This window comes from Bradyrhizobium sp. CSA207, from assembly GCF_029051685.1.
Lineage (GTDB): Bacteria > Pseudomonadota > Alphaproteobacteria > Rhizobiales > Xanthobacteraceae > Bradyrhizobium.
The window spans coordinates 15,448-34,849 of the sequence record NZ_JAACFT010000009.1; the positions used below are offsets into that span (position 1 = coordinate 15,448).

At 63.5% G+C, this 19,402-nt stretch carries 20 protein-coding genes and 1 tRNA gene; 9 read left to right on the plus strand and 12 right to left on the minus strand.

Annotated features, from left to right (window positions below):
- Window positions 1-61: 61 nt before the first annotated feature.
- The 6 genes from lptC to ptsN all read left to right on the plus strand — a co-directional run bounded on the left by lptC (window position 62) and on the right by ptsN (window position 5,839).
- Window positions 62-790: an LPS export ABC transporter periplasmic protein LptC gene (gene lptC / locus GWG65_RS11910; protein WP_148740975.1), complete on the plus strand. Its 729-nt coding sequence runs from the start codon at window positions 62-64 to the stop codon at window positions 788-790.
- Window positions 787-1,536 (plus strand): LptA/OstA family protein, encoded by a 750-nt coding sequence (locus GWG65_RS11915; RefSeq protein ID WP_275195766.1) that lies wholly within the window; start codon window positions 787-789, stop codon window positions 1,534-1,536. The genes lptC and GWG65_RS11915 overlap by 4 nt, the downstream gene beginning before the upstream one ends.
- A 244-nt stretch (window positions 1,537-1,780) precedes the next feature.
- A complete protein-coding gene (gene lptB / locus GWG65_RS11920; RefSeq protein ID WP_275195767.1) occupies window positions 1,781-2,782 on the plus strand; it encodes an LPS export ABC transporter ATP-binding protein in 1,002 nt (333 codons plus the stop codon).
- Window positions 2,783-2,873: 91 nt separating this feature from the next.
- A complete protein-coding gene (gene rpoN, locus GWG65_RS11925) occupies window positions 2,874-4,487 on the plus strand; it encodes an RNA polymerase factor sigma-54 (protein ID WP_275195768.1) in 1,614 nt (537 codons plus the stop codon).
- 81 nt (window positions 4,488-4,568) lie between these two features.
- A complete protein-coding gene (gene raiA, locus GWG65_RS11930; RefSeq protein WP_275195769.1) occupies window positions 4,569-5,159 on the plus strand; it encodes a ribosome-associated translation inhibitor RaiA in 591 nt (196 codons plus the stop codon).
- 218 nt (window positions 5,160-5,377) lie between these two features.
- Window positions 5,378-5,839 carry a PTS IIA-like nitrogen regulatory protein PtsN gene (gene ptsN, locus GWG65_RS11935; RefSeq protein WP_011083550.1) on the plus strand — a complete coding sequence of 154 codons (462 nt, stop codon included), beginning with the start codon at window positions 5,378-5,380 and terminating at the stop codon, window positions 5,837-5,839.
- Between the two features lie 728 nt (window positions 5,840-6,567).
- Here the strand turns inward: ptsN and GWG65_RS11940 are convergent.
- Entirely contained in the window at window positions 6,568-7,317 is a 750-nt protein-coding gene (locus GWG65_RS11940) for an SDR family oxidoreductase (protein WP_275195770.1), read from the minus strand.
- Window positions 7,318-7,609: 292 nt separating this feature from the next.
- On the opposite strand from GWG65_RS11940, the gene GWG65_RS11945 reads away from it, so the two are divergent.
- Window positions 7,610-8,524 (plus strand): LysR family transcriptional regulator, encoded by a 915-nt coding sequence (locus tag GWG65_RS11945; RefSeq protein WP_275195771.1) that lies wholly within the window; start codon window positions 7,610-7,612, stop codon window positions 8,522-8,524.
- Window positions 8,525-8,757: 233 nt separating this feature from the next.
- On the opposite strand, the gene GWG65_RS11950 is transcribed toward GWG65_RS11945, so the two are convergent.
- The 8 genes from GWG65_RS11950 to GWG65_RS11985 all read right to left on the minus strand — a co-directional run bounded on the left by GWG65_RS11950 (window position 8,758) and on the right by GWG65_RS11985 (window position 16,340).
- Window positions 8,758-9,030: a DUF1150 domain-containing protein gene (locus GWG65_RS11950; protein WP_148740980.1), complete on the minus strand. Its 273-nt coding sequence runs from the start codon at window positions 9,028-9,030 to the stop codon at window positions 8,758-8,760.
- Window positions 9,031-9,081: 51 nt separating this feature from the next.
- A complete protein-coding gene (locus tag GWG65_RS11955; RefSeq protein ID WP_007598583.1) occupies window positions 9,082-9,507 on the minus strand; it encodes an Hsp20 family protein in 426 nt (141 codons plus the stop codon).
- Between the two features lie 349 nt (window positions 9,508-9,856).
- Window positions 9,857-10,945, minus strand: coding sequence for a sn-glycerol-3-phosphate import ATP-binding protein UgpC (locus GWG65_RS11960; protein ID WP_275195772.1), 1,089 nt, complete (start codon window positions 10,943-10,945; stop codon window positions 9,857-9,859).
- Between the two features lie 20 nt (window positions 10,946-10,965).
- Entirely contained in the window at window positions 10,966-11,814 is an 849-nt protein-coding gene (gene ugpE / locus GWG65_RS11965; RefSeq protein WP_148740982.1) for a sn-glycerol-3-phosphate ABC transporter permease UgpE, read from the minus strand.
- Window positions 11,814-12,695, minus strand: a complete 882-nt coding sequence (gene ugpA, locus GWG65_RS11970; RefSeq protein ID WP_275195773.1) for a sn-glycerol-3-phosphate ABC transporter permease UgpA — start codon at window positions 12,693-12,695, stop codon at window positions 11,814-11,816. Before ugpA ends, ugpE begins: the two co-directional genes overlap by 1 nt.
- Before the next feature lie 50 nt (window positions 12,696-12,745).
- A complete protein-coding gene (gene ugpB, locus GWG65_RS11975) occupies window positions 12,746-14,062 on the minus strand; it encodes a sn-glycerol-3-phosphate ABC transporter substrate-binding protein UgpB (RefSeq protein ID WP_275195774.1) in 1,317 nt (438 codons plus the stop codon).
- Window positions 14,063-14,505: 443 nt separating this feature from the next.
- A complete protein-coding gene (locus GWG65_RS11980; RefSeq protein WP_275195775.1) occupies window positions 14,506-15,726 on the minus strand; it encodes a CaiB/BaiF CoA-transferase family protein in 1,221 nt (406 codons plus the stop codon).
- Window positions 15,727-15,914: 188 nt separating this feature from the next.
- Window positions 15,915-16,340, minus strand: a complete 426-nt coding sequence (locus GWG65_RS11985; RefSeq protein ID WP_275195776.1) for an organic hydroperoxide resistance protein — start codon at window positions 16,338-16,340, stop codon at window positions 15,915-15,917.
- A gap of 158 nt (window positions 16,341-16,498) precedes the next feature.
- Here GWG65_RS11985 and GWG65_RS11990 point away from each other — a divergent pair, with 158 nt between their 5' ends.
- A complete protein-coding gene (locus tag GWG65_RS11990; RefSeq protein ID WP_275195777.1) occupies window positions 16,499-16,960 on the plus strand; it encodes a MarR family transcriptional regulator in 462 nt (153 codons plus the stop codon).
- Between the two features lie 9 nt (window positions 16,961-16,969).
- Here the strand turns inward: GWG65_RS11990 and GWG65_RS11995 are convergent, their stop codons facing one another.
- From GWG65_RS11995 to GWG65_RS12005, 3 genes are all read right to left on the minus strand, one after another.
- The gene (locus GWG65_RS11995; protein WP_275195941.1) at window positions 16,970-17,197 is read right to left on the minus strand and encodes a GIY-YIG nuclease family protein; all 228 of its coding nucleotides are present in this window, start codon (window positions 17,195-17,197) and stop codon (window positions 16,970-16,972) included.
- A gap of 150 nt (window positions 17,198-17,347) precedes the next feature.
- A tRNA-Ala gene (locus GWG65_RS12000) sits at window positions 17,348-17,423 on the minus strand.
- Between the two features lie 66 nt (window positions 17,424-17,489).
- Window positions 17,490-17,900 (minus strand): TIGR02300 family protein, encoded by a 411-nt coding sequence (locus GWG65_RS12005; protein WP_275195778.1) that lies wholly within the window; start codon window positions 17,898-17,900, stop codon window positions 17,490-17,492.
- Window positions 17,901-18,060: 160 nt separating this feature from the next.
- Here GWG65_RS12005 and aroA point away from each other — a divergent pair, with 160 nt between their 5' ends.
- Window positions 18,061-19,398 carry a 3-phosphoshikimate 1-carboxyvinyltransferase gene (aroA, locus tag GWG65_RS12010; RefSeq protein WP_275195779.1) on the plus strand — a complete coding sequence of 446 codons (1,338 nt, stop codon included), beginning with the start codon at window positions 18,061-18,063 and terminating at the stop codon, window positions 19,396-19,398.
- Window positions 19,399-19,402: the final 4 nt, after the last annotated feature.

Consider the following 19,402-nt stretch of genomic DNA (forward strand, 5'->3'; position numbering starts at 1 on the left):
AATGAGGCACCTTCGATGGGAGCCTTCATCTGGAAAAGGCTAGCGACGCTCTGGAGCAGCGGTGAACTCGGCCCAGTATCCCACCTATGACGCTGCGCTTGCGGCGCGGTTTGCCCGCGCGGCGCGCCATAGCCGTCTGGTGCGGATTCTGCGCGTCGCGGTGCCGGTGACTGTGGTGGTGGCCATGGCCTCGATCGTCGCGGTCTCGACCTTTCTGAACCCCTTCCAGATCCCCTTGAAACTCGACTCCGGAAACCTCGTGGTGACAGGCACCAAGATCACGATGGAATCGCCGCATATGGCCGGCTTCACCCCGGACCAGCGGCCCTACGAGCTCTGGGCCAAGACCGCGACACAGGACATCACCGACCCCGACCATGTCGATCTGTCGGATCTGCGCGCGAAAGTGCTGATGGAAGATCAATCGAACCTGTTCCTCGATGCCCGCACCGGCCGGTTCGACAACAAGCAGCAGCAGCTCGACCTGCACAAGGACATCTTCCTGCGCACCTCGACCGGCTATGAGGCGCGTTTGAACTCGGCCTTCGTCGACATGGCCAAGGGCACCGTCTCGTCGGATGAGCATGTCGACGTCAAGCTGACCAACGGCACGCTGACGTCGGATCGGCTGCGAATCACCGAAGGCGGCGACGTCATCCGCTTCGAGGGCAACGTCGTGATGCATCTGGACAAGCTGGACGATCCCGCCGCCGCTCAGCCCGCGCCCGTCGAGCCCGCACCGCCGGCAAAGACGCGTGCGCCCCAGAACAAGCCTGCCAACTCAAGATGATTTTCATGACGAAGTTTTTTCCGGGCGGTACGCGCAGCGCGGGCCTGAGCGCCGGCGCCATTGCGTCCGTCTTCGGCATCGTGCTGATCGCAGCCGGTGCGGCGCTCGCGCAGAGCACGATGCAGGGCGTGCCCAATGCGATGCAGGGCTTTTCGCAGAACCGCGATCAGCCGATCCAGATCGAAGCCGCCTCGCTCGAGATGCGCGACAAGAAGAAGGAGGCGACCTTCGCCGGCAATGTGAAGGTCGTGCAGGGCGACACCACCATGACCTCGAAGACGCTGGTGGTGTTCTACGAATCCGGTGGCGACAAGCCGCCGCAGCCGGCGGCTGCGCCAGCTGCAGCTGCAAAGGGCGCCAAGTCGGCGCCGATGCAGTCGGCAACGCCCGGCCCGGGCGGCGCCTCCTCGATCAAGCGGCTGGAGGCGCGCGGCAATGTCGTCGTCACCCAGAAGGACCAGGTGGTGACCGGCGAGACCGCCGTGTTCGACACCAAGACAAATCTCATCACCATGCTCGGCGGCGTGGTCCTGACACAGTGCAAGAACGTGCTGCGCGGCGACCGGCTAATGGTCGACATGACGACCGGGGTGTCCCGCGTGGAATCCGACAGCGGCCGGGTGCAGGCCCTGCTGCCGCAGGGTGGCGGCAATGATTGCGGCCAAGGTGGCCAAGCTGGCCAAGGGGGCAAGCCCGGCCCGGGCGCGCCGCTGCAATTGCCGGGCGGAAGTAAACAAAGCAAGTAAACAGAAGTAAATTCAATTACTTGAGCTAGGCGACGGTGATCCGAGGTTGAAGCCGGGCCGGCAAGACTGTATCTAGCGCAACGGGCTTCGAAGCGGGATCCGCTTATTCGGGGGTGTTTCTCTGGGCATGAGACATCCTTTCACTCATGCTGCACCGGCGAATCGTGGGCCGGCGCGGCAGGTCGCGGGATCACCGTGCGGGATCACCGTGCGGAATTACCGTGAAAGGCTTGAGACAGCGGGGATGGTCGATCTATTCAGCATGTTCCGTCGGCGCCCCGCCAAGCGCGGCCGGCCAGGATTTGCGCGTCAGGACATCACCTCGCTCGGCGACAGCGTCGGCGGTCTGGTGACGAGTCCCGTGCGGGACGCGCCCCCCATTGCCCGTGAGCCGGACCAGTTCCGCGCCGAGCCGCCGCGGCCGCGCCAGCCGCCGGCTCAACCGGCCAGAGCCGCTGCCAAAGCCAATGCCAAGGCCACTGCCAAGTCCAACGGCTCAGGCGGCCCGCAGCTTCTGAAGCGGCCGGGCTTCCTGGCTGTGCATAGCGTGGAAAAGAGTTTTGGCAGCCGCCAGGTGGTGCGCGGTGTCAGCATCTATGTGCGCCGCGGCGAAGCGGTCGGCCTGCTGGGGCCGAACGGCGCCGGCAAGACCACCGTGTTCTACATGATCACCGGCCTGATCAAGCCCGATCGCGGCGCGATCGAGCTCGACGGCCACGACGTCACCAAGCTGCCGATGTATCAGCGCGCGCGGCTCGGCATCGGCTATCTGCCGCAGGAAGCCTCGATCTTCCGCGGCCTCACCGTCGAGCAGAATATCCGCGCCGTGCTCGAAGTGGTCGAGCCGTCGCGCAAGCAGCGCGAGCAGCAGCTCGACGCCCTGCTCGACGAGTTCAACATCACGCGCCTGCGCAAATCGCCTTCGATCGCGCTGTCCGGCGGCGAGCGGCGCCGCGTCGAGATCGCGCGCGCGCTGGCGACGCGCCCGAACTACATGCTGCTGGACGAGCCCTTCGCCGGCATCGATCCGATCGCGGTCGGCGACATTCAGGACCTCGTGCGCCATCTCACCAATCGCGGCATCGGCGTGCTCATCACCGACCACAATGTCCGTGAGACGCTCGGGCTCACCGATCGCGCCTATATCGTCTATGCCGGTGAAATCTTGACCGAGGGCAGCCCGGATGAGATCGTCAACGATCCGGACGTTCGCCGCCTTTACCTTGGCGAGGAATTCCGCCTCTAGCCTGTTTTTGCGTTACGTCAAGACGTGTACATCGGGCTAAGACTAGGATAAGCAAAAATCGGACCAATTTTTTGGGAACGGTTCTTGCTTCATGGCGCTCACGCAGAGATTAGAGTTCCGGCAATCGCAGTCGCTGGTCATGACGCCGCAGCTGATGCAGGCGATCAAGCTGCTGCAATTGTCCAATCTCGATCTCACGACCTTCGTGGAAGAGGAACTCGAGCGTAATCCGCTGCTGGAACGGGCCAACGACGAGGCGCCGGCCGGCGAAGCCCCGGCCGAGGTCGGCCAGTTCAACGACAGCGACGGCGGCCACAACGACGAACCGGGCGGCGGCCCGGGCGAGGCCTTCGAGCCCGGCCAGGAAGAATGGATGAGCAAGGATCTCGGCACCCGCGCCGAGATCGAGCAGACCTTGGACACCGGGCTGGACAACGTCTTCTCCGAAGAGCCGGCCGAGACGGCTGCGCGCAACGCCCAGGATGTCGCGCCGACCACCTATACCGAATGGGGCGGCGGCGCTTCTAGCGACGAGGACTACAATCTCGAGGCCTTCGTCGCGGCGGAGATCACGCTCCGCGACCATCTGGCCGAGCAGCTCTCGGTCGCCTTCACCGGTCCCGCACAGCGCATCATCGGGCAGTATCTGATCGATCTCGTCGACGAGGCCGGCTATCTGCCGGCGGACCTTGGCCAGGCCGCCGAGCGGCTCGGCGCGTCGCAGCAAGATGTCGACCACGTTCTTGCCGTGCTGCACAAATTCGATCCGCCCGGTGTCTGCGCGCGCAACTTGAGCGAATGCCTGGCGATCCAGCTGCGCGAGCTCGATCGCTACGACCCGGCGATGCAGGCGCTGGTCGAGCATCTCGATCTGCTCGCCAAGCGCGACATTGCGGGCCTGCGCAAGGTCTGCGGCGTCGACGACGAGGACATCGCGGACATGATCGGCGAGATCCGCCGGCTCAATCCCAAGCCCGGCATGAAGTTCGGCTCGGCGCGTCTACAGACCATGGTGCCGGACGTCTATGTCCGCCCGGGTCCCGACGGCGGCTGGCATGTCGAGCTCAACAGCGACACCTTGCCGCGCGTGCTGGTCAACCAGACCTACTATTCGCAACTGTCGAAGAAGATCGGCAAGGACGGCGACAAATCGTATTTCACCGACGCGCTGCAGAACGCAACCTGGCTGGTGCGCGCGCTCGATCAGCGCGCCCGCACCATCCTGAAGGTTGCGACCGAGATCGTGCGCCAGCAGGACGGCTTCTTCACCCATGGCGTGGCGCATCTGCGGCCGCTCAATCTGAAGGCCGTGGCCGATGCCATCCAGATGCATGAATCCACGGTGTCGCGCGTTACTGCCAACAAATACATGGCGACCAATCGCGGCACCTTCGAGCTGAAATATTTCTTCACGGCTTCGATCGCGTCGGCCGATGGCGGCGAGGCGCATTCCGCCGAAGCCGTGCGTCACCACATCAAGCAGTTGATCGATTCGGAAGCACCTGCCGCAATTCTTTCCGACGACACCATCGTGGAACGGTTGCGCGCCTCGGGCATTGATATTGCCCGCCGCACGGTCGCGAAGTACCGCGAAGCCATGCGCATTCCCTCCTCGGTGCAACGCCGCCGCGACAAGCAGAGCGCTCTTGGTAACGTCCTCTCCACCGCAATGTCCGATCGCTCCCGCAACACCGAGCCGGCCTGATTGCGCTGGCGCCAAATCGCGCTACTCTCAACCCCCCATCGCGACCGATCCAAGCTAGGCCTTCAACCAGCGAGGCATCACATGACTCTCCGGATTTCGGGAAAAAGCATCAGCGTCGGCGAGGCCTTGCGCGGCCGCGTTGCCGAGCGAACCGATGAGGTCCTGCGCAAGTTTTTTGACGGCAATTATTCCGGCCACATCACGCTGAGCAAGGACGGCTTCGGCTTCCGCACCGATTGCTCGCTGCACCTTGATTCGGGAATTACGCTGGAGGCCGATTCGAACGCCCCGGACGCCTATGCCAGTGCCGACCAGGCGCTTCTGATGATCGAGAAACGGTTGCGCCGCTACAAGAGCCGGCTCAAGGACCGCTCCGGCCGCAAGTCCCACGCTGCCGCGGCACTCGCCGCGCTCGATGCCACGAGCTACGTTCTGGAGGCGCCGTCCGAGGACGAGGTCACCGGCTACAGCCCCGTCATCATCGCGGAGGCAACCACCTCGCTCAGACAGCTGTCGGTCAGCGAAGCGGTCATGGAACTCGACCTCAGCGGGGCTCCCTGCCTGGTATTCCAGCATGGCTCGAGCGGCCGGGTGAACATCATTTACCGCCGGGCGGACGGCAATGTCGGCTGGATCGACCCGCCCGCAGGCAAGCCGGAAGGCAAGGCCTGAGGGGGCACCAACCGTGCCCCCACCACCCCTTAACAATGACCGGGACAAAGCCGCACGCGGCAGTTGGCACCGGGATTGCGTTGGAGTAGAAGCCCCCCACATCAGCCAAGGGTTAAGTCCGCCTCCTGCTTCACCTTCTTGACGCCGGCCCGCCTCGGTTCTCTGTCCAGGTTGGCCAATTCGGAACCTGACGTTTTCATTCACCTCGGAAGTCTTCCATGCCGATTACCGATCTGGTCGCGCCCGAGGCGATTCTCCCGGCATTGAAGGTCAACAGCAAGAAGCAGGCGCTTCAGGAACTCGCGGCCAAGGCCGCCGAGCTGACCGGTCAGAACGAACGCGCGGTGTTCGAGGTGCTGCTGCAGCGGGAAAAGCTCGGTACCACCGCGGTCGGTTACGGCGTCGCCATTCCCCACGGCAAGCTGCCCAAGCTGGAAAAGATCTTCGGCCTGTTCGCGCGGCTCGATCGTCCGATCGATTTCGAATCGATGGACGGCCAGCCGGTCGATCTCGTGTTCCTGTTGCTTGCGCCGGAAGGCGCCGGCGCCGACCATCTCAAGGCGCTGGCGCGCATCGCCCGCCTGCTGCGCGACCAGGACATCGCGAAAAAGCTCCGCGCCTCGCGCGATGCGCAAGCGATCTATTCGGTGCTGGCGCTGCCGCCGGCCACGGCGGCTTAATCCGTTATTGCGAGCGAAGCTCTCTCAACACCGTCATTGCGAGGAGCTCTTGCGACGAAGCAATCCAGAGTCCGTCCGCGGAAAGATTCTGGATTGCTTCGCTGCGCTCGCAATGACGACGCGGAAACGTCATCTCTCAAAATGGAAACGGGCACGCCTTCTCTCGCAAGCATCGATCCAATAAGAAGTCCCTGCTTTCCACGACTAAGCGGTACGCCTCGCCAGAGGATCTTCTCTTGATTACATTCCTCGTACTGGCCGGCATGTTTGGATGGTTGGCCAGCGTGGTTTGGCAATTGCGGCTTGCGAGTACCAAGGGAAAAGTTTGGAGCCGTAACGGCTATGTAACCCGTACAAGCAACGAGACAGTCTTCGGCGCCTGCGTGTGTTTCTACTGGATGGCACTTGGGTGGGGAGCCGTCATGCTATTTTGTATGGTGATATCGATTATCAGGCAAATCTAGAGCACGACCCGGATTTGAGCATCCCGTCATCGCCTTCCGGCTGATAGCTCAGCTCGCAGTATGCGGATAAAGCAAAGCGGGTACGCCTTCGTGCGAAGGCATGCCCGCTTCCAACTCTATTCTTACGACGCTCGCTCGCTCAGTGCACGCTCACCGCTTGCGGCTCGTTGCTTCAGGCGTTGGCGACTGCGGCTTCGCGGCTGTCGGTCAGCATGATCGGCGTGCCCTCACCAATCGCAGCATCCTCTACGTGGATGGTCCTGATCAGACGTTGCAGACGCCGCCGTCGACGACCATGTCGGAGCCCGTCATGAACGAGCTCTCATCCGAGGCGAGGAAGAGGGCCGCTGCCGCCAGTTCGTCGGGACGTCCGATTCTCAGCATGGGCGTGTAGTTCGCATACATCTTGCGAAGCGCGACGGCCTCCTCGGGGCTGGTCGCCTGGGAGTCCATGATCGGCGTGTCGACCGGGCCCGGGCTGAGGAGGTTCGCACGGATGCCGCTGTCCTTGAATTCGGCCGCCCAGGTCCGGACGTACGAACGCACGGCCGCCTTGGTCGCCGTGTAGGTCGAGTGGTTCGCCAGGCCCATGTAGTGCATGGCCGAGGACACCAGGATGATCGATCCGCCGCCACTCATCATCGGCAGCATCTTCTGCACCAGGAACAGCGGCCCCTTGGCCATCAGGTCAAATGTGCGGTCGAAGTGGTCCTCCGTGATGTCGCGCAATGGCACCTGCTCGGTGAAGCCGGCGTTGGACACGACCACGTCGACCTTGCCCTTGGCACTCCGGACCGCGTCGGCAACGCGGCCGAGATCCGCAAGCCTGGACGCGTCCGCCTGAATGGCCGTGACGCCGCTGCCAATGAGCTTTACCGCCTTGTCGAGCGCTTCCTGGCGCCGGCCGAAGATGAAGACATGGGCGCCCTCCCTGACGAACCGCTGGGCGATGGCAAGCCCGATGCCGCTGTTGCCGCCGCTGACAACCGCGACCTTGCCTTTCAATCGTGACATAACATTTTCCTCAGTTTGCCTTCCCGGCACGTCCGGGAAACCCTGAGGTAGGCCCGCCGGCGTCAGGCGGTCAGTCCGGAAGTTTGCACCAGCGTGGTGCGCAAACGATCCGGCCGCGCAACTGATGTTGAGTTCGCCCGCGTCGACACCCCAATCGCAAAATTTGCCCCCGCAGTGCGTTTTCGGCCGGCTTCCGAATTGGGTTTACCCGCGCCACCATCTACATAGATGACGATTTTCGATGAAGGAACGCGGGATTCGAAGCGCAATCCCGGGCTAAGGATTGCGCGGGATGATCGATTGGGATGACGTTCGCTACTTTCTTGCCGTCGCCCGCGAGGGTTCGGTCCGGGCTGCCGCCGAGCGCATCAAAGTGAACCACTCGACGATATTGCGACGCATCTCCCAGCTGGAGGAGCGCCTCGGGACGCGGATGTTCGAGAAGCTGCCGTCAGGTTATCGCCTGACGGAGGCCGGAGAGGAGACTCTCGCATTTGCGGAGCAGATGGAAGCTTCGTCGGCTCAATTGCAGACGCGCGTCTTTGGCCGCGACCAGAGTGTGCGCGGGCTTCTGCGGGTGACGCTGCCGTCGACCCTCGCCACGCACTTGCTGATGCCGGACCTGGCCGAGTTCGGGCGTCTTCACCCCGAGATCGAGATGGAAATACTGTCCATCAACGAGCCGATCAATCTGACCAACCGTCAGGCTGACGTCGCGATCCGCGTCGTCTATGACCGTAACGCGCTCCCGCTCAATCTTCACGGCGTGAAGGCGCCGGAGTTGTTCGGCGGCGTCTACATGTCCCGCGACCTGCTTGCGGCGTGGCGTGCGGGAGCGCCTGATCGCATCCGCTGGATCGTCAGGAGCAAGGATCCGGTCTCGGAGTGGGCGCGCAAGGGTGAGGTTCCTGCCTCGGACGTTCCGTTCAGAGTCACGGACGCCTCAGCGCAAATCCTTGCCGTGCGACAGGGGCTCGGGATGGCGTCCTTGTCTTGTTTTATCGGAGATGCCGATCCGTCGCTGGTGCGGGTGCCGGGGACGACCCTGCGCATGCTCGGAACGCTTTGGCTGCTCACGCAAGGCGAGTCGCGCAAGACCAAGCGGGTGCGGCTGTTTATGGAATTCATGTCGCGTCGGCTCGCAGCGTACGCGCCGCTTCTGGCGGGACTGTCTCCTGCGGTCGATGAGCGGGGGATCGTCGACTGATCTGCTGCGTCACGAAACCCTCATGGTGAGGAGCGCGAAGCGCGTCTCGAACCATGAAGGCCCGGATCTCGCCGAGGCCTTCCTTCGAGACGCGCGTTCCGCGCTCCTCAGGATGAGCAGAGGAGTGGGTTTGGCGCGGCAGAACTAAGGGAGCATACGGACAAAACAAAGCGGGCACGCCTTCGTGCGAAGGCATGCCCGCTTGAAACTCTATTCGTCCGGCGTGCGCGTGCTCAGTGCACGCTCACCGCTTGCAGCTCGTTGCTCCAGGCATTGGCGATTGCGGCTTCGCGGCTGTCGGTCAGCATGATCGGCGTGCCGTCCGCGGAATGGAGCGCGAAGAGCTTGAGGCCCGGCGCGATTTTCGGCGCTTCCGGAAACAGGCCCGGCACATCCTCGGAGCGGATCTGCTTCACGTAGGCGATATGGCCTTCGCCGAGGGTCGCCAGCGTCTCCGGAGAGACATTCTGGGCTTCATATTCGAACGCAACATGACCTTCACTCATGGTCTCGACTCCTCTCTCGAAACTAAGCGGTCGAGTCCGCTACTCGTTCCATTATTCGTGCTCATTGATAGCGATTGTCTTAACGATCCTCTCCGGTTCCGGCCGGGCAAGATCGATCGCCAGCAATCCGTTCTTCAGATCGGCACCCAACACCAGCATCCCCTCCGCCAGCACGAAAGTGCGCTGGAAGTGGCGCGCGGCGATGCCGCGATGGATGTATTGCCGGGTCTTGTCGTCCTGCTGCCGCCCGCGAATCACAAGCTGGTTTTCCTCAATGGTTACATCGAGTTGATCGCGGGTGAATCCGGCGACCGCCAGCGTGATGCGCAACCGCTCGGGCTGGCCCTCCGATCGGTCGCACCTCTCGATATTGTAGGGAGGGTAACCGTCGGCGCCTTTGACGACGCGATCGAGCACGCGCTCAATCTCGTCGAAGCCCAGAAGGAACGGACTGGAAAGCGTGGGAACACGAGACATAGTTTACAAAGTCCTCTCGAAGCGACTTTGGCGTTTCAGGGCCCGTAGAGGCACCCCTTGGTCAGCAATATGGGCATATCCCCGTGTGGGTTCAAGCAGGTAGCCGAGGGGCTGTGGATGGGTCATCTCGCGCCAGCGACCCGGCCCGTCGTCGCGCAAATGCTGCCGGATCGTCATGGCCGGGCTTGTCCCGGCCATCCACGACCTTCTCGTGCGCTAAAACATGGATGCCCGGGACAAGCCCGAGAACGGCGAATCTGCCCGGCGATTTTTCCCAACAAAAACAGACCCCCGGCTACTGTGCATGGGGTTGTTTCGCGCCTTTTGTTTACCGGTCGTTCGGAACCGGTCAGGCCTCGACCCGCGTCCGCCCGTCGCCGCTGAACAGATGCAGCTTCGCCCGCACCGCTGCGACGCGGATTTTCTCGCCAATGGCCGGGGCCTCGGTTCCGGGAATCCGGACGATGATTTCGCCCGGCGGCAGCTCGCCGGGATTGGCGGCGATACGCTGCTCGTCATGCGCCCGCGCGCCGTAGATGAAGGTTTCGGCGCCGACGCGCTCGATCGCCTCCACGGTCAGCGGCAGCGCGATCCCGCCGGCCGGCGTCTGGTCGGTGATGACGAAATCTTCCGGGCGGATGCCAAGGATGCCGGCCTCGCTCGCGCGGCCATCGCCGAGCTGCGACTTGATCTCGTCCTGGTGGATCGACATCAGATTCATCGGTGGTGCCCCGATGAATGAGGCGACGAACGTTGTCGCCGGCTTCTCGTAGATCGCCAGCGGATTGCCGACCTGCTCGACCTGGCCGCCATTCATCACGACGAGAATGTCGGCGAGCGTCATCGCCTCGAGCTGGTCGTGGGTGACGTAGATCGACGTCGTGTTCAGTCGGCGCTGCAATTTGCGGATCTCGACCCGCATCGCGATGCGCAGTTTTGCATCGAGATTGGACAGCGGCTCGTCGAACAGAAACACCTTTGGCTGGCGCACGATGGCGCGGCCCATGGCGACGCGCTGGCGCTGGCCGCCGGAGAGCTGGCGCGGCTTGCGCTCCAGCATCGAGGTCAGCTCGAGCACGCGCGCGGCTTCCTCGACGCGGGTCTTGATCTCGGCCTCCGCCATGCCGCGGTTGCGCAGGCCGTAGGCCATGTTGTTGTAGACGCTCATATGCGGATAGAGCGCGTAGTTCTGGAACACCATCGCGATGTCACGATCGGCGGGCTCGACCTGGTTGACCACGCGGCCGCCGATGTCGATCTCGCCGCCGGTCACCGTTTCCAGCCCGGCGACCATGCGCAGCAGGGTCGACTTGCCGCAGCCGGAGGGGCCGACCAGCACGCAGAACTGCCCGTCGCCGACATCGACGTCGACGCCCTTGATGGCCTCGAAGCCGCCGGGATAGGTCTTGCGCACGTTGCGCAGGGTGACGTTAGCCATAAAAACTCACTTCCAAAAACCTACTTTTCCGTCTCGACCAATCCGCGCACGAACAATTTCTGCATGACGACCACGACGAACACCGGCGGCAGCATCGCCAGCACGGCGGTCGCCATCACGATCGGCCATTCGGTCAGCGCATCGGTGGTGGTGATCATCTTGCGGATGCCGACCTGGATGGTCTGCATGTCGTCGCGCGTGGTGATCAAGAGCGGCCAGAGATATTGATTCCAGCCGAGGATGAAGAGGATCACGAACAGCGCCGCCATGTTGGTGCGCGACAGCGGCAGCAGCGTATCCCAGAAGAAGCGGACCGGGCCGGCGCCGTCGATGCGCGAGGCTTCCAGCAGCTCGTCCGGCACGGTCATGAAGAACTGCCGGAATAGCAGCGTCGCGGTGGCCGAGGCAATCAGCGGCAGCGACAGGCCGGCATAGCTGTCGAGCATGTGTAGGTCGGCGACGATCTTGTAGGTCGGATAGATGCGGACCTCGACCGGCAGCATCAGGGTGATGAAGATGATCCAAAAGATCGGCATCCGGAACGGAAAGCGGAAATAGACGATCGCATAGGCCGAGATGATCGAGATCGCGATCTTGCCGATTGCGATCGCCAGCGCCATCACCAGCGAGTTCAGCATCATGTTGCCGACGGGCTCGCGGGTCGAGCCGCTCGTGCCGACGAAGATGGTCTGGTAATAGACCTCGAAGAAATGGCCGCCCGGCAACAGCGACATCTGCCCGTTGGCGATCAGCGCGTTGTCTTGAGTGGAGGCGATGATCGCGATGTAGACCGGGAAGGCGACGATCGCGATCCCGATCCACAGGATGATGTGGGCGACGTAGCGCCTGAAGCCCTCTTCCTCGACCATCAGTAGGTCACCTTGCGTTCGACGAAGCGGAACTGAATTCCCGTCAGCACGATGACCATGACCATCAGGATGACCGATTGCGCCGCGGAGCTGCCGAGATTGCCGCCGAGCAGGCCGTCGGAATAGACCTTGTAGACCAGCGTCACCGTCGACGTTCCGGGGCCGCCGCGGGTCATGGTGTCGATGATGCCGAAGGTGTCGAAGAAGGCATAGACGATGTTGACGACCAGGAGGAAGAAGATGGTCGGCGACAGCAGCGGGAAGGTCACGGTCCAGAACCGCCGCATCGGGCGCGCGCCGTCGATCGCGGCGGCCTCGAGCACGCTCTTGGGGATCGCCTGCAGGCCAGCGAGGAAGAACAGGAAATTATAGGAGATCTGCTTCCACGCGGCGGCGAGGATGATCAGCGCCGCGGCCTGGTCGCCGTCGAGCAGCGGATTCCAATCGACGCCTATCGCACGCAGATAGCGCGAGAGCACGCCGAGCGAGGGATGCAGCATGAAGATCCAGAGCACACCGACCACGGGCGGGGCCACCGCATAGGGCCAGATCAGCAGCGTGCGGTAGAGCATCGAGCCACGCAGCGGCTTGTCCGCCATCACCGCGAGCAGCAGCGCAAAGGACAGCGACGAGACGGCGATAGCGAACGAGAAGAAGAAGGTCCGGACGATCGCCGCGAAATAGGCGGGATCCCTGAACAGCTCGAGATAATTCTCGAACCAGACGAAGGTCGTCGACAGGCCGAAGGCGTCCTGGAGCAGGAAGGATTGGATCACCGCCTGCAAGGCCGGCCAATAGAAGAAAATCAGGACGATCGCGAGCTGCGGCGCGACCAGCGCATAGGGCAATACCTTAGTCTGGAAAATGGCTTGCTTTTGCATGATGTCAGCAGAGCGGCAGGCCGCGAATGCGTGGCCTGCCGCTCATCGCCTCACTTGACGGCGGTCTTTTCGAACTGCCGCAGCATCGTGTTGCCGCGCTCGACGGCGGCGTCGAGCGCCTGCTTGGCGGTTTTCTTGCCGGCCAGCGCCTGCTCGATCTCTTCCGACCAGACGTCACGGAGCTGAACCATGTTGCCGAGGCGCAGACCACGCGAGTTCTCGGTCGGCTCCTTGTTGGTCAGCTCGAGCAGCGGGGTCTCGAGATAGGGCTGATCCTTGTAGAAGCCTTCTGCCTTGGCCTTCTCATAGGCCGCCTTGGTGATCGGCAGATAGCCCGAGGCCTTGTGGATGTACACCTGGCGATCGGTGTCGGAGAGGAACGTCAGGAATTTCGCGACGCCCTTGTATTCCTCGGCCGACTTGCCGCCCATCACCCACAGCGAGGCGCCGCCGATGATCGAGTTCTGCGGCGCGCCCTTGACGTCCGGATAATAGGGCATCGGCACCGCGGTGAAGTTGAACTTGGCCTGCGCCTTGACGTTGCCGAAGAATGCCGACGATGTCAGGTAGATCGGGCATTCGCCGGAGGTGAAGCGGCCTTCACCGGTATTGGTGCGGCCGGCATAGTCATAGGTCTTGGTCTTCTGGAGCTCGACCAGGGTTTCGAGGTGCTTGACCTGGAGCGGTCCGTTGAACTCCAGCACGGTGTCGAAGCCGTCAAGGCCATTGGCCTTGCTGGCGAGCGGCACGTTGTGCCAGGCGGAGAGCTGCTCGAGATTGACCCAGGTGATCCAGGAGCCGGAGAAGCCGCAGGTGTCGTGACCGGCAGCCTTCAGCTTCTTGGCGGCCTCGAACGTTTCAGGCCAGGTCTTCGGGATCTCGACATTCGCCTTCTTCAGCTCGTCGAGGTTGACCCACATCACGGTCGAGGACGAGTTGAAGGGGAACGACAGCATCTCGCCCTTCGAGGTCGAATAGTAGCCGGTGATGGCGGGCAGGTAGATCTTGGGATCGAACTTCTCGCCGGCCTCGGCCATCAGCTTGTAGACGGGCTTCACCGCGCCGGTCGCGGCCATCATGGTCGCGGTGCCGACTTCGAACACCTGCATGATATGCGGCGCGTTGCCGGCGCGGAACGCCGCGATCCCGGCGTTCATCGTGTCGGGGTAGTTGCCCTTGTAGGTCGGAATGACCTTGTAGTCGCTCTGCGACGCGTTGAAGTCGGTGGCGAGCTTGACGATAACCTCGTTGTTGGCGCCGGTCATCGCGTGCCACCACTGGATTTCGGTCACGGCCAAGGCCGGCGAGGCGCCCAAGCCAAACGTGACTGCAACAGCGGCAGCCGCACCAAAGTGTCGAAGAGCCATCAAGAAAACCTCCCTAGGGCCGTCAAAATTGATCGCTTGCGCTAGCAGCGCCATATGACGTTCACATGACTGTGTAAGCGGCCGAAACGAAAGCGGCAAGCGCTGCAAAAGGGAAGCGGTCAATTAGGCGAAGGTGCCGTGGTCAGCGGCAGCTGTTCGCGGTGCACACTCGCGCCCGCGCCGCAGCATGGCATCGGTTGATGCGGAAGGCGAGCGCCGCCAGTGCGGAATGGCGTTGGGTAAAACCGATGCGGCCCCGGTCTGCCTTAACCTCTCCCGCCTGCGGGAGAGGTCGGCGCATAGCGCCGGGTGAGGGCTCTCTCCTCTTGGGGAGTCTCACTGCGGAGACACCCTCTCCCCGACCCTTCCCCGACCCTCTCCCGCAAGCGGGAGAGGGAGCGCACTGCCTCTGCGGCAATGCTGAAGCCTAGTCCATGAAGCCCCTACCGCTTGCGCTCGGGTCCGCAGACGGTGCCCTTCTCGACCATCGCGTCGATCTCGGCCCTGGAGTAGCCGAACTCGCCCAGCACCTCCGCCGCATGCTGGCTGAATTTCGGCGGCAGGCGGCGCAGGCTCGGCTTGCTGCGATCGAGCCGGATCGGCGAGGCGACGCCCTTGTACCAATCCTTCTCGATGACATCGCCGCGGTGGATCGTGTGCGGGTTGGTCAATGCCTGGTCGATCTTCTGCACGGGACCTGCGGGCAGGCCTGCGGCGAGCAGGCGATTGCACAGCGGCTCGGCCTCGTGCTGGCTGAACACGGCGGCGAGCTCGGCGCGCAGCGCCTCGCGATTGGCGATGCGGTCCTTGTTGCGGGCAAAGCGCGGATCGGTGCCGAGCTCGGGCTTGCCGATCTCCTTGGCAAGCTTGCGGAAGGTGCCGTCATTGCCGACGCCGATGAAGATGTCGTCGGTCTTGGTCGGGAAGATCGCGTAAGGCACGAGGTTGGGATGCTCGTTGCCGGTCAGGCCGGGGGGCTTGCCATGCATGAAATAGTTCGCGGTGTGCGGATGCATGATGGCGAGCCCGGTCTCGTACAGCGTGGTCTCCAGGAACTGGCCCTGGCTGGAACGCTGCCGCTCCGACAGCGCCATCAGGATGCCGATCGCCGCATAGAGCCCGGTGGTGATGTCGACCAGCGGCACGCCGATACGCATCGGCCCGCTCTCGGGCGAGCCGGTCGCTGCGATCATGCCGGTCATGGCCTGGATGATGGCGTCATAGCCGGGATTGCCGCCGCGCGGGCCGTCGGCACCGAAGCCGCAGATCCGGCAATGCACGAGGCGCGGGAATTTCTTGCGCAGCACCTCGTTGCCGATGCCCCATTTCTCCAGCGTGCCCGGCTTGAAATTCTCGATCAGGACGTCGGCCGTCTCCAGCATCTTGAGCAGCACGATACGGCCGCCCTCGGAGGCGAGGTCGAGGCCGATCGAGCGCTTGTTGCGGTTGATGCCGACGAAATAGGCCGCGTCTTCCTCGTGGAAGGGAGGGCCCCAGTCGCGCACCTCGTCGCCGGCGGGCGGCTCGACCTTGATCACGTCGGCGCCGTGGTCGGCGAGGATCTGGGTGCAGTAGGGGCCACCGAGCACCCGCGTGAGATCGATGACGCGCAGTCCGCTCATCGCGCCCATAGCGGTTTCAGAACCCGCGACTTCAGAACTCATGCCTTCGCTTCCCCTGTGTCGATCATTGATCACAGGCCTAGCGAGGTTCGTGCACGCCGGCAATGGCCCCGGGCGTGGGGCCGCATGCGCCGCCGCACATCAATCCCGCGGCGTGGCAAATCGATCGGCAAATCGATCGGAATGGCCAGCCCGAGGGGGATCTCGGGCCAGCCGATCCGCCGTTCCGATCAGACGACCGTCAGGCGGACGTCGACATTGCCGCGGGTGGCGTTGGAATAGGGGCACACCTGGTGAGCCTTCTCGACCAGCGCCTCGGCTTCCGCACGGGCGAGCCCCGGCAGCGAGACGGAAAGATCGATGTCGAGGCCGAACCCGCCTGCCGAACGCGGGCCGATGCCGACGGTCGAGGTGACGGCGGCGTCGGCCGGGACCTTCGGTCCGCCCTGGGAGGCCACGAACTTCATCGCGCCGATGAAGCAGGCGGCATAGCCGGCGGCAAACAGCTGCTCGGGATTGTTGCCGGCACCGCCGCCGCCGCCGAGCTCCTTCGGCGTGGTGAGCTTGACGTCGAGCGCGCCGTCGAGCGTTGCGGCATGGCCGTCGCGGCCGCCGGTGGCCTTGGCGCTGGTCTTGTAGAGAACATTCACGGACATTGTCGTCTCCCTGTGGTTTTCCGGGGTCGCAGCGATCTATATCGCAGACAATTAGATTGCACGCAATTGAAATTGAAATGCCTCACACTTAATTGTTCGCAATTGAATACGCGGCCGCCAGGTCCCAGAATGGCGGAACGAATCTCGAGAGATCGAACATGGCTCGCAAACAATCGGCGGCGGACGCGCCGCTGCGGCTCGATAACCAGATCTGCTTTGCGGTCTATTCGGCCGCGCACGCCTTTAACCGCGTCTACAAGCCGCTGCTCGACCGGCTCGGCCTGACCTATCCGCAATATCTGGTGATGCTGGTGCTGTGGGAGCGCGACGATGTGCCGGTCAAGGACATCGGCGAACGCCTGTTTCTCGATTCAGGGACACTGACCCCACTGCTGAAGCGTCTGGAGGCCGCTCATCTGGTCAGGCGCACGCGCTCCAGCGAGGACGAGCGCCTGGTGCTGATCGCGCTGACACCGCAGGGCCATGCGCTGAAGGAAAAAGCACGCGCCGTGCCGCAGTCGATCCTGGCGGCATCGGACTGCTCGGTATCGGAACTGGTGACGATGAAGGACGAAATCGTCGCGTTGCGCGACAGGCTCAACGCCGTGATCGGGGAGTAGGGAGGTTCGTCAAAGAAGCCGATTCTTCGTGAAGGCTTGGCCCGAGTGAGATTTCAAATATCTTTCAAACGCAAGTGCTTTGTATTTGTCGGCGAAAGCGCAGTACCAAATCAACTTCCAAGGCTTGAACTTGGCAGTATGGCTGGATTTCCCGGCATTGTGTTCCGGCACCCGCCGCTTCAAATCTTCCGTGGCCCCGATGTATTCCTGCTCGGGAAATTCGATGCTGCGGAGGATGTAGACCTACCACATTGACGGCTATCGCCTGGGTAGTCGCTAGGTGGGTGTGTCACCAGTCCGTCTTCGCCCTTCGGGCTTGGCCGGACACCACGCTTCACCCTTCGGGCTCTGCGCGGCTGCGCCACGCGTAGCCCGAAGGGCGAAGCGTGGTGGAGCCAGGCGGGATCGAACCGCCGACCTCTTGCATGCCATGCAAGCGCTCTCCCAGCTGAGCTATGGCCCCTTAACCGTCCGACGCGCCTTGGGCGACGCGTCGGGAAAGACCCAGAACCACAGTTCTGGAATTATCTCAAGTCTCTTCGTCACCGCCGACATCACCAATGATGTCGGTCACGTCCTCATCACCCTCTTCGTCGTCGGGGATGAAGGTCGAATCATCGTCGTCATCGTCCTCGATGGTCTCGTCGGCTTCGATGTCGTCCTCGGATTCGGGCACGACGGCCTTGACCTTGCCGGTGTTCTCCTCGGCGTCGGCTTCCTCGAGCGAGACCAACTCTTCGGCCTCCGCCGGCTCGGGCGTGGTGTCGGCGGCTGGAGCATGCCTCGCTTCTGCCCCGCGGGTCGCACGGGCCGGCGCCAGCGGGGCGATCGGCACGACTTCGCCCGTGTACGGCGAGATCACCGGACTCTTGTTGAGGTCATAGAACTTTTTGCCCGTGGTCGGGCAAATACGTTTAGTTCCGAGTTCGGACTTGGCCACGGCAGAGAAATCCTGGAATGTCTGAAAAGCGGTGTTTCACTTGGCTAGTTGGCGGCCCGCTGTCAATAGCGCATTACGGGAGAACGACATGCCGTGACGGAGCACGGACCATGTGGTACCTGCGCTCCCGCCGCTTGAGGGCAGATCCAAGGACACAATCTTGACCCATTCCGACCAACCGAGGCCGCTCAAGTCTCGCACCAGCGGTCCCCTGACCGGGAAAGTACGGGTGCCCGGGGACAAGTCGATCTCCCATCGCGCCCTCATCCTGGGCGCGCTGGCGGTCGGCGAGACCCGGATTTCCGGCCTGCTCGAGGGCGAGGACGTCCTCAATACCGCGAAATCCATGCAGGCCTTGGGCGCCAGGGTCGAACGCACCGGCGATTTTGCCTGGAAGGTGAACGGCGTGGGCGTGGCCGGCTTTGCCCAGCCCAAGGCGGCGCTCGATTTCGGCAACTCCGGCACGGGTTGCCGGCTGGTCATGGGCGCCGTTGCCGGCTGCCCGATTTCGGCGGTGTTCGATGGCGACGCCTCGCTCCGCACCCGTCCGATGCGCCGGATCCTGGACCCGCTCGAAAAGATGGGTGCCAAGGTCGTTTCCGGCGGCGAGGGCGGCCGTCTGCCGCTGACCGTCCAGGGCGCGCGCGATCCCCTGCCGATCACATACAAAACCCCGGTGGCCTCGGCCCAGATCAAATCGGCCGTGCTGCTCGCGGGCCTGGCCGCGCCGGGCACGACCACCGTCATCGAGACCGAAGCCAGCCGCGACCACACCGAGCTGATGTTGAAGCATTTTGGTGCCGACATCACCTCGACGCAGGAGGGCCGGCACGGCCGTCGCGTTGCACTGGTGGGACAGCCTGAACTGCATGGCGCCGTCGTCGTGGTGCCGGCCGATCCGTCCTCGGCGGCGTTTCCGGTCGTCGCCGCCCTGATCGTCGAAGGCTCCGACGTCACCCTGTCCGACGTCATGACCAATCCGCTGCGGACCGGCCTGTTCACCACGCTGCGTGAAATGGGCGCCTCGATCGAGGAAGGCGAAGTTCGCGGCGATGCCGGCGAGCCGATGGCGCAGTTGCGGGTGCGCGCCTCGAAACTGCGCGGCGTCGAGGTGCCGCCGGAGCGCGCGCCCTCAATGATCGACGAATATCTGGTGCTGGCGGTGGCGGCCTCTTTCGCCGAAGGCACCACGATCATGCGCGGCCTGCAGGAGCTGCGGGTCAAGGAATCCGACCGGCTCGAAGCCACCGCCGAGATGCTGCGCGTCAACGGCGTGAAGGTCGAGGTCTCCGGCGATGATCTGATCGTCGAGGGCCGCGGTCACGTCCCTGGCGGCGGCCTCGTCGCCACCCACATGGACCACCGTATCGCCATGTCGGCGCTGGTGATGGGTTGCGCGTCCGATCAGCCGGTCACCGTCGACGACACCGCCTTCATCGCCACCAGCTTTCCGGATTTCATTCCGATGATGCGTTCGCTAGGGGCCGAGTTTTCATGAGGCC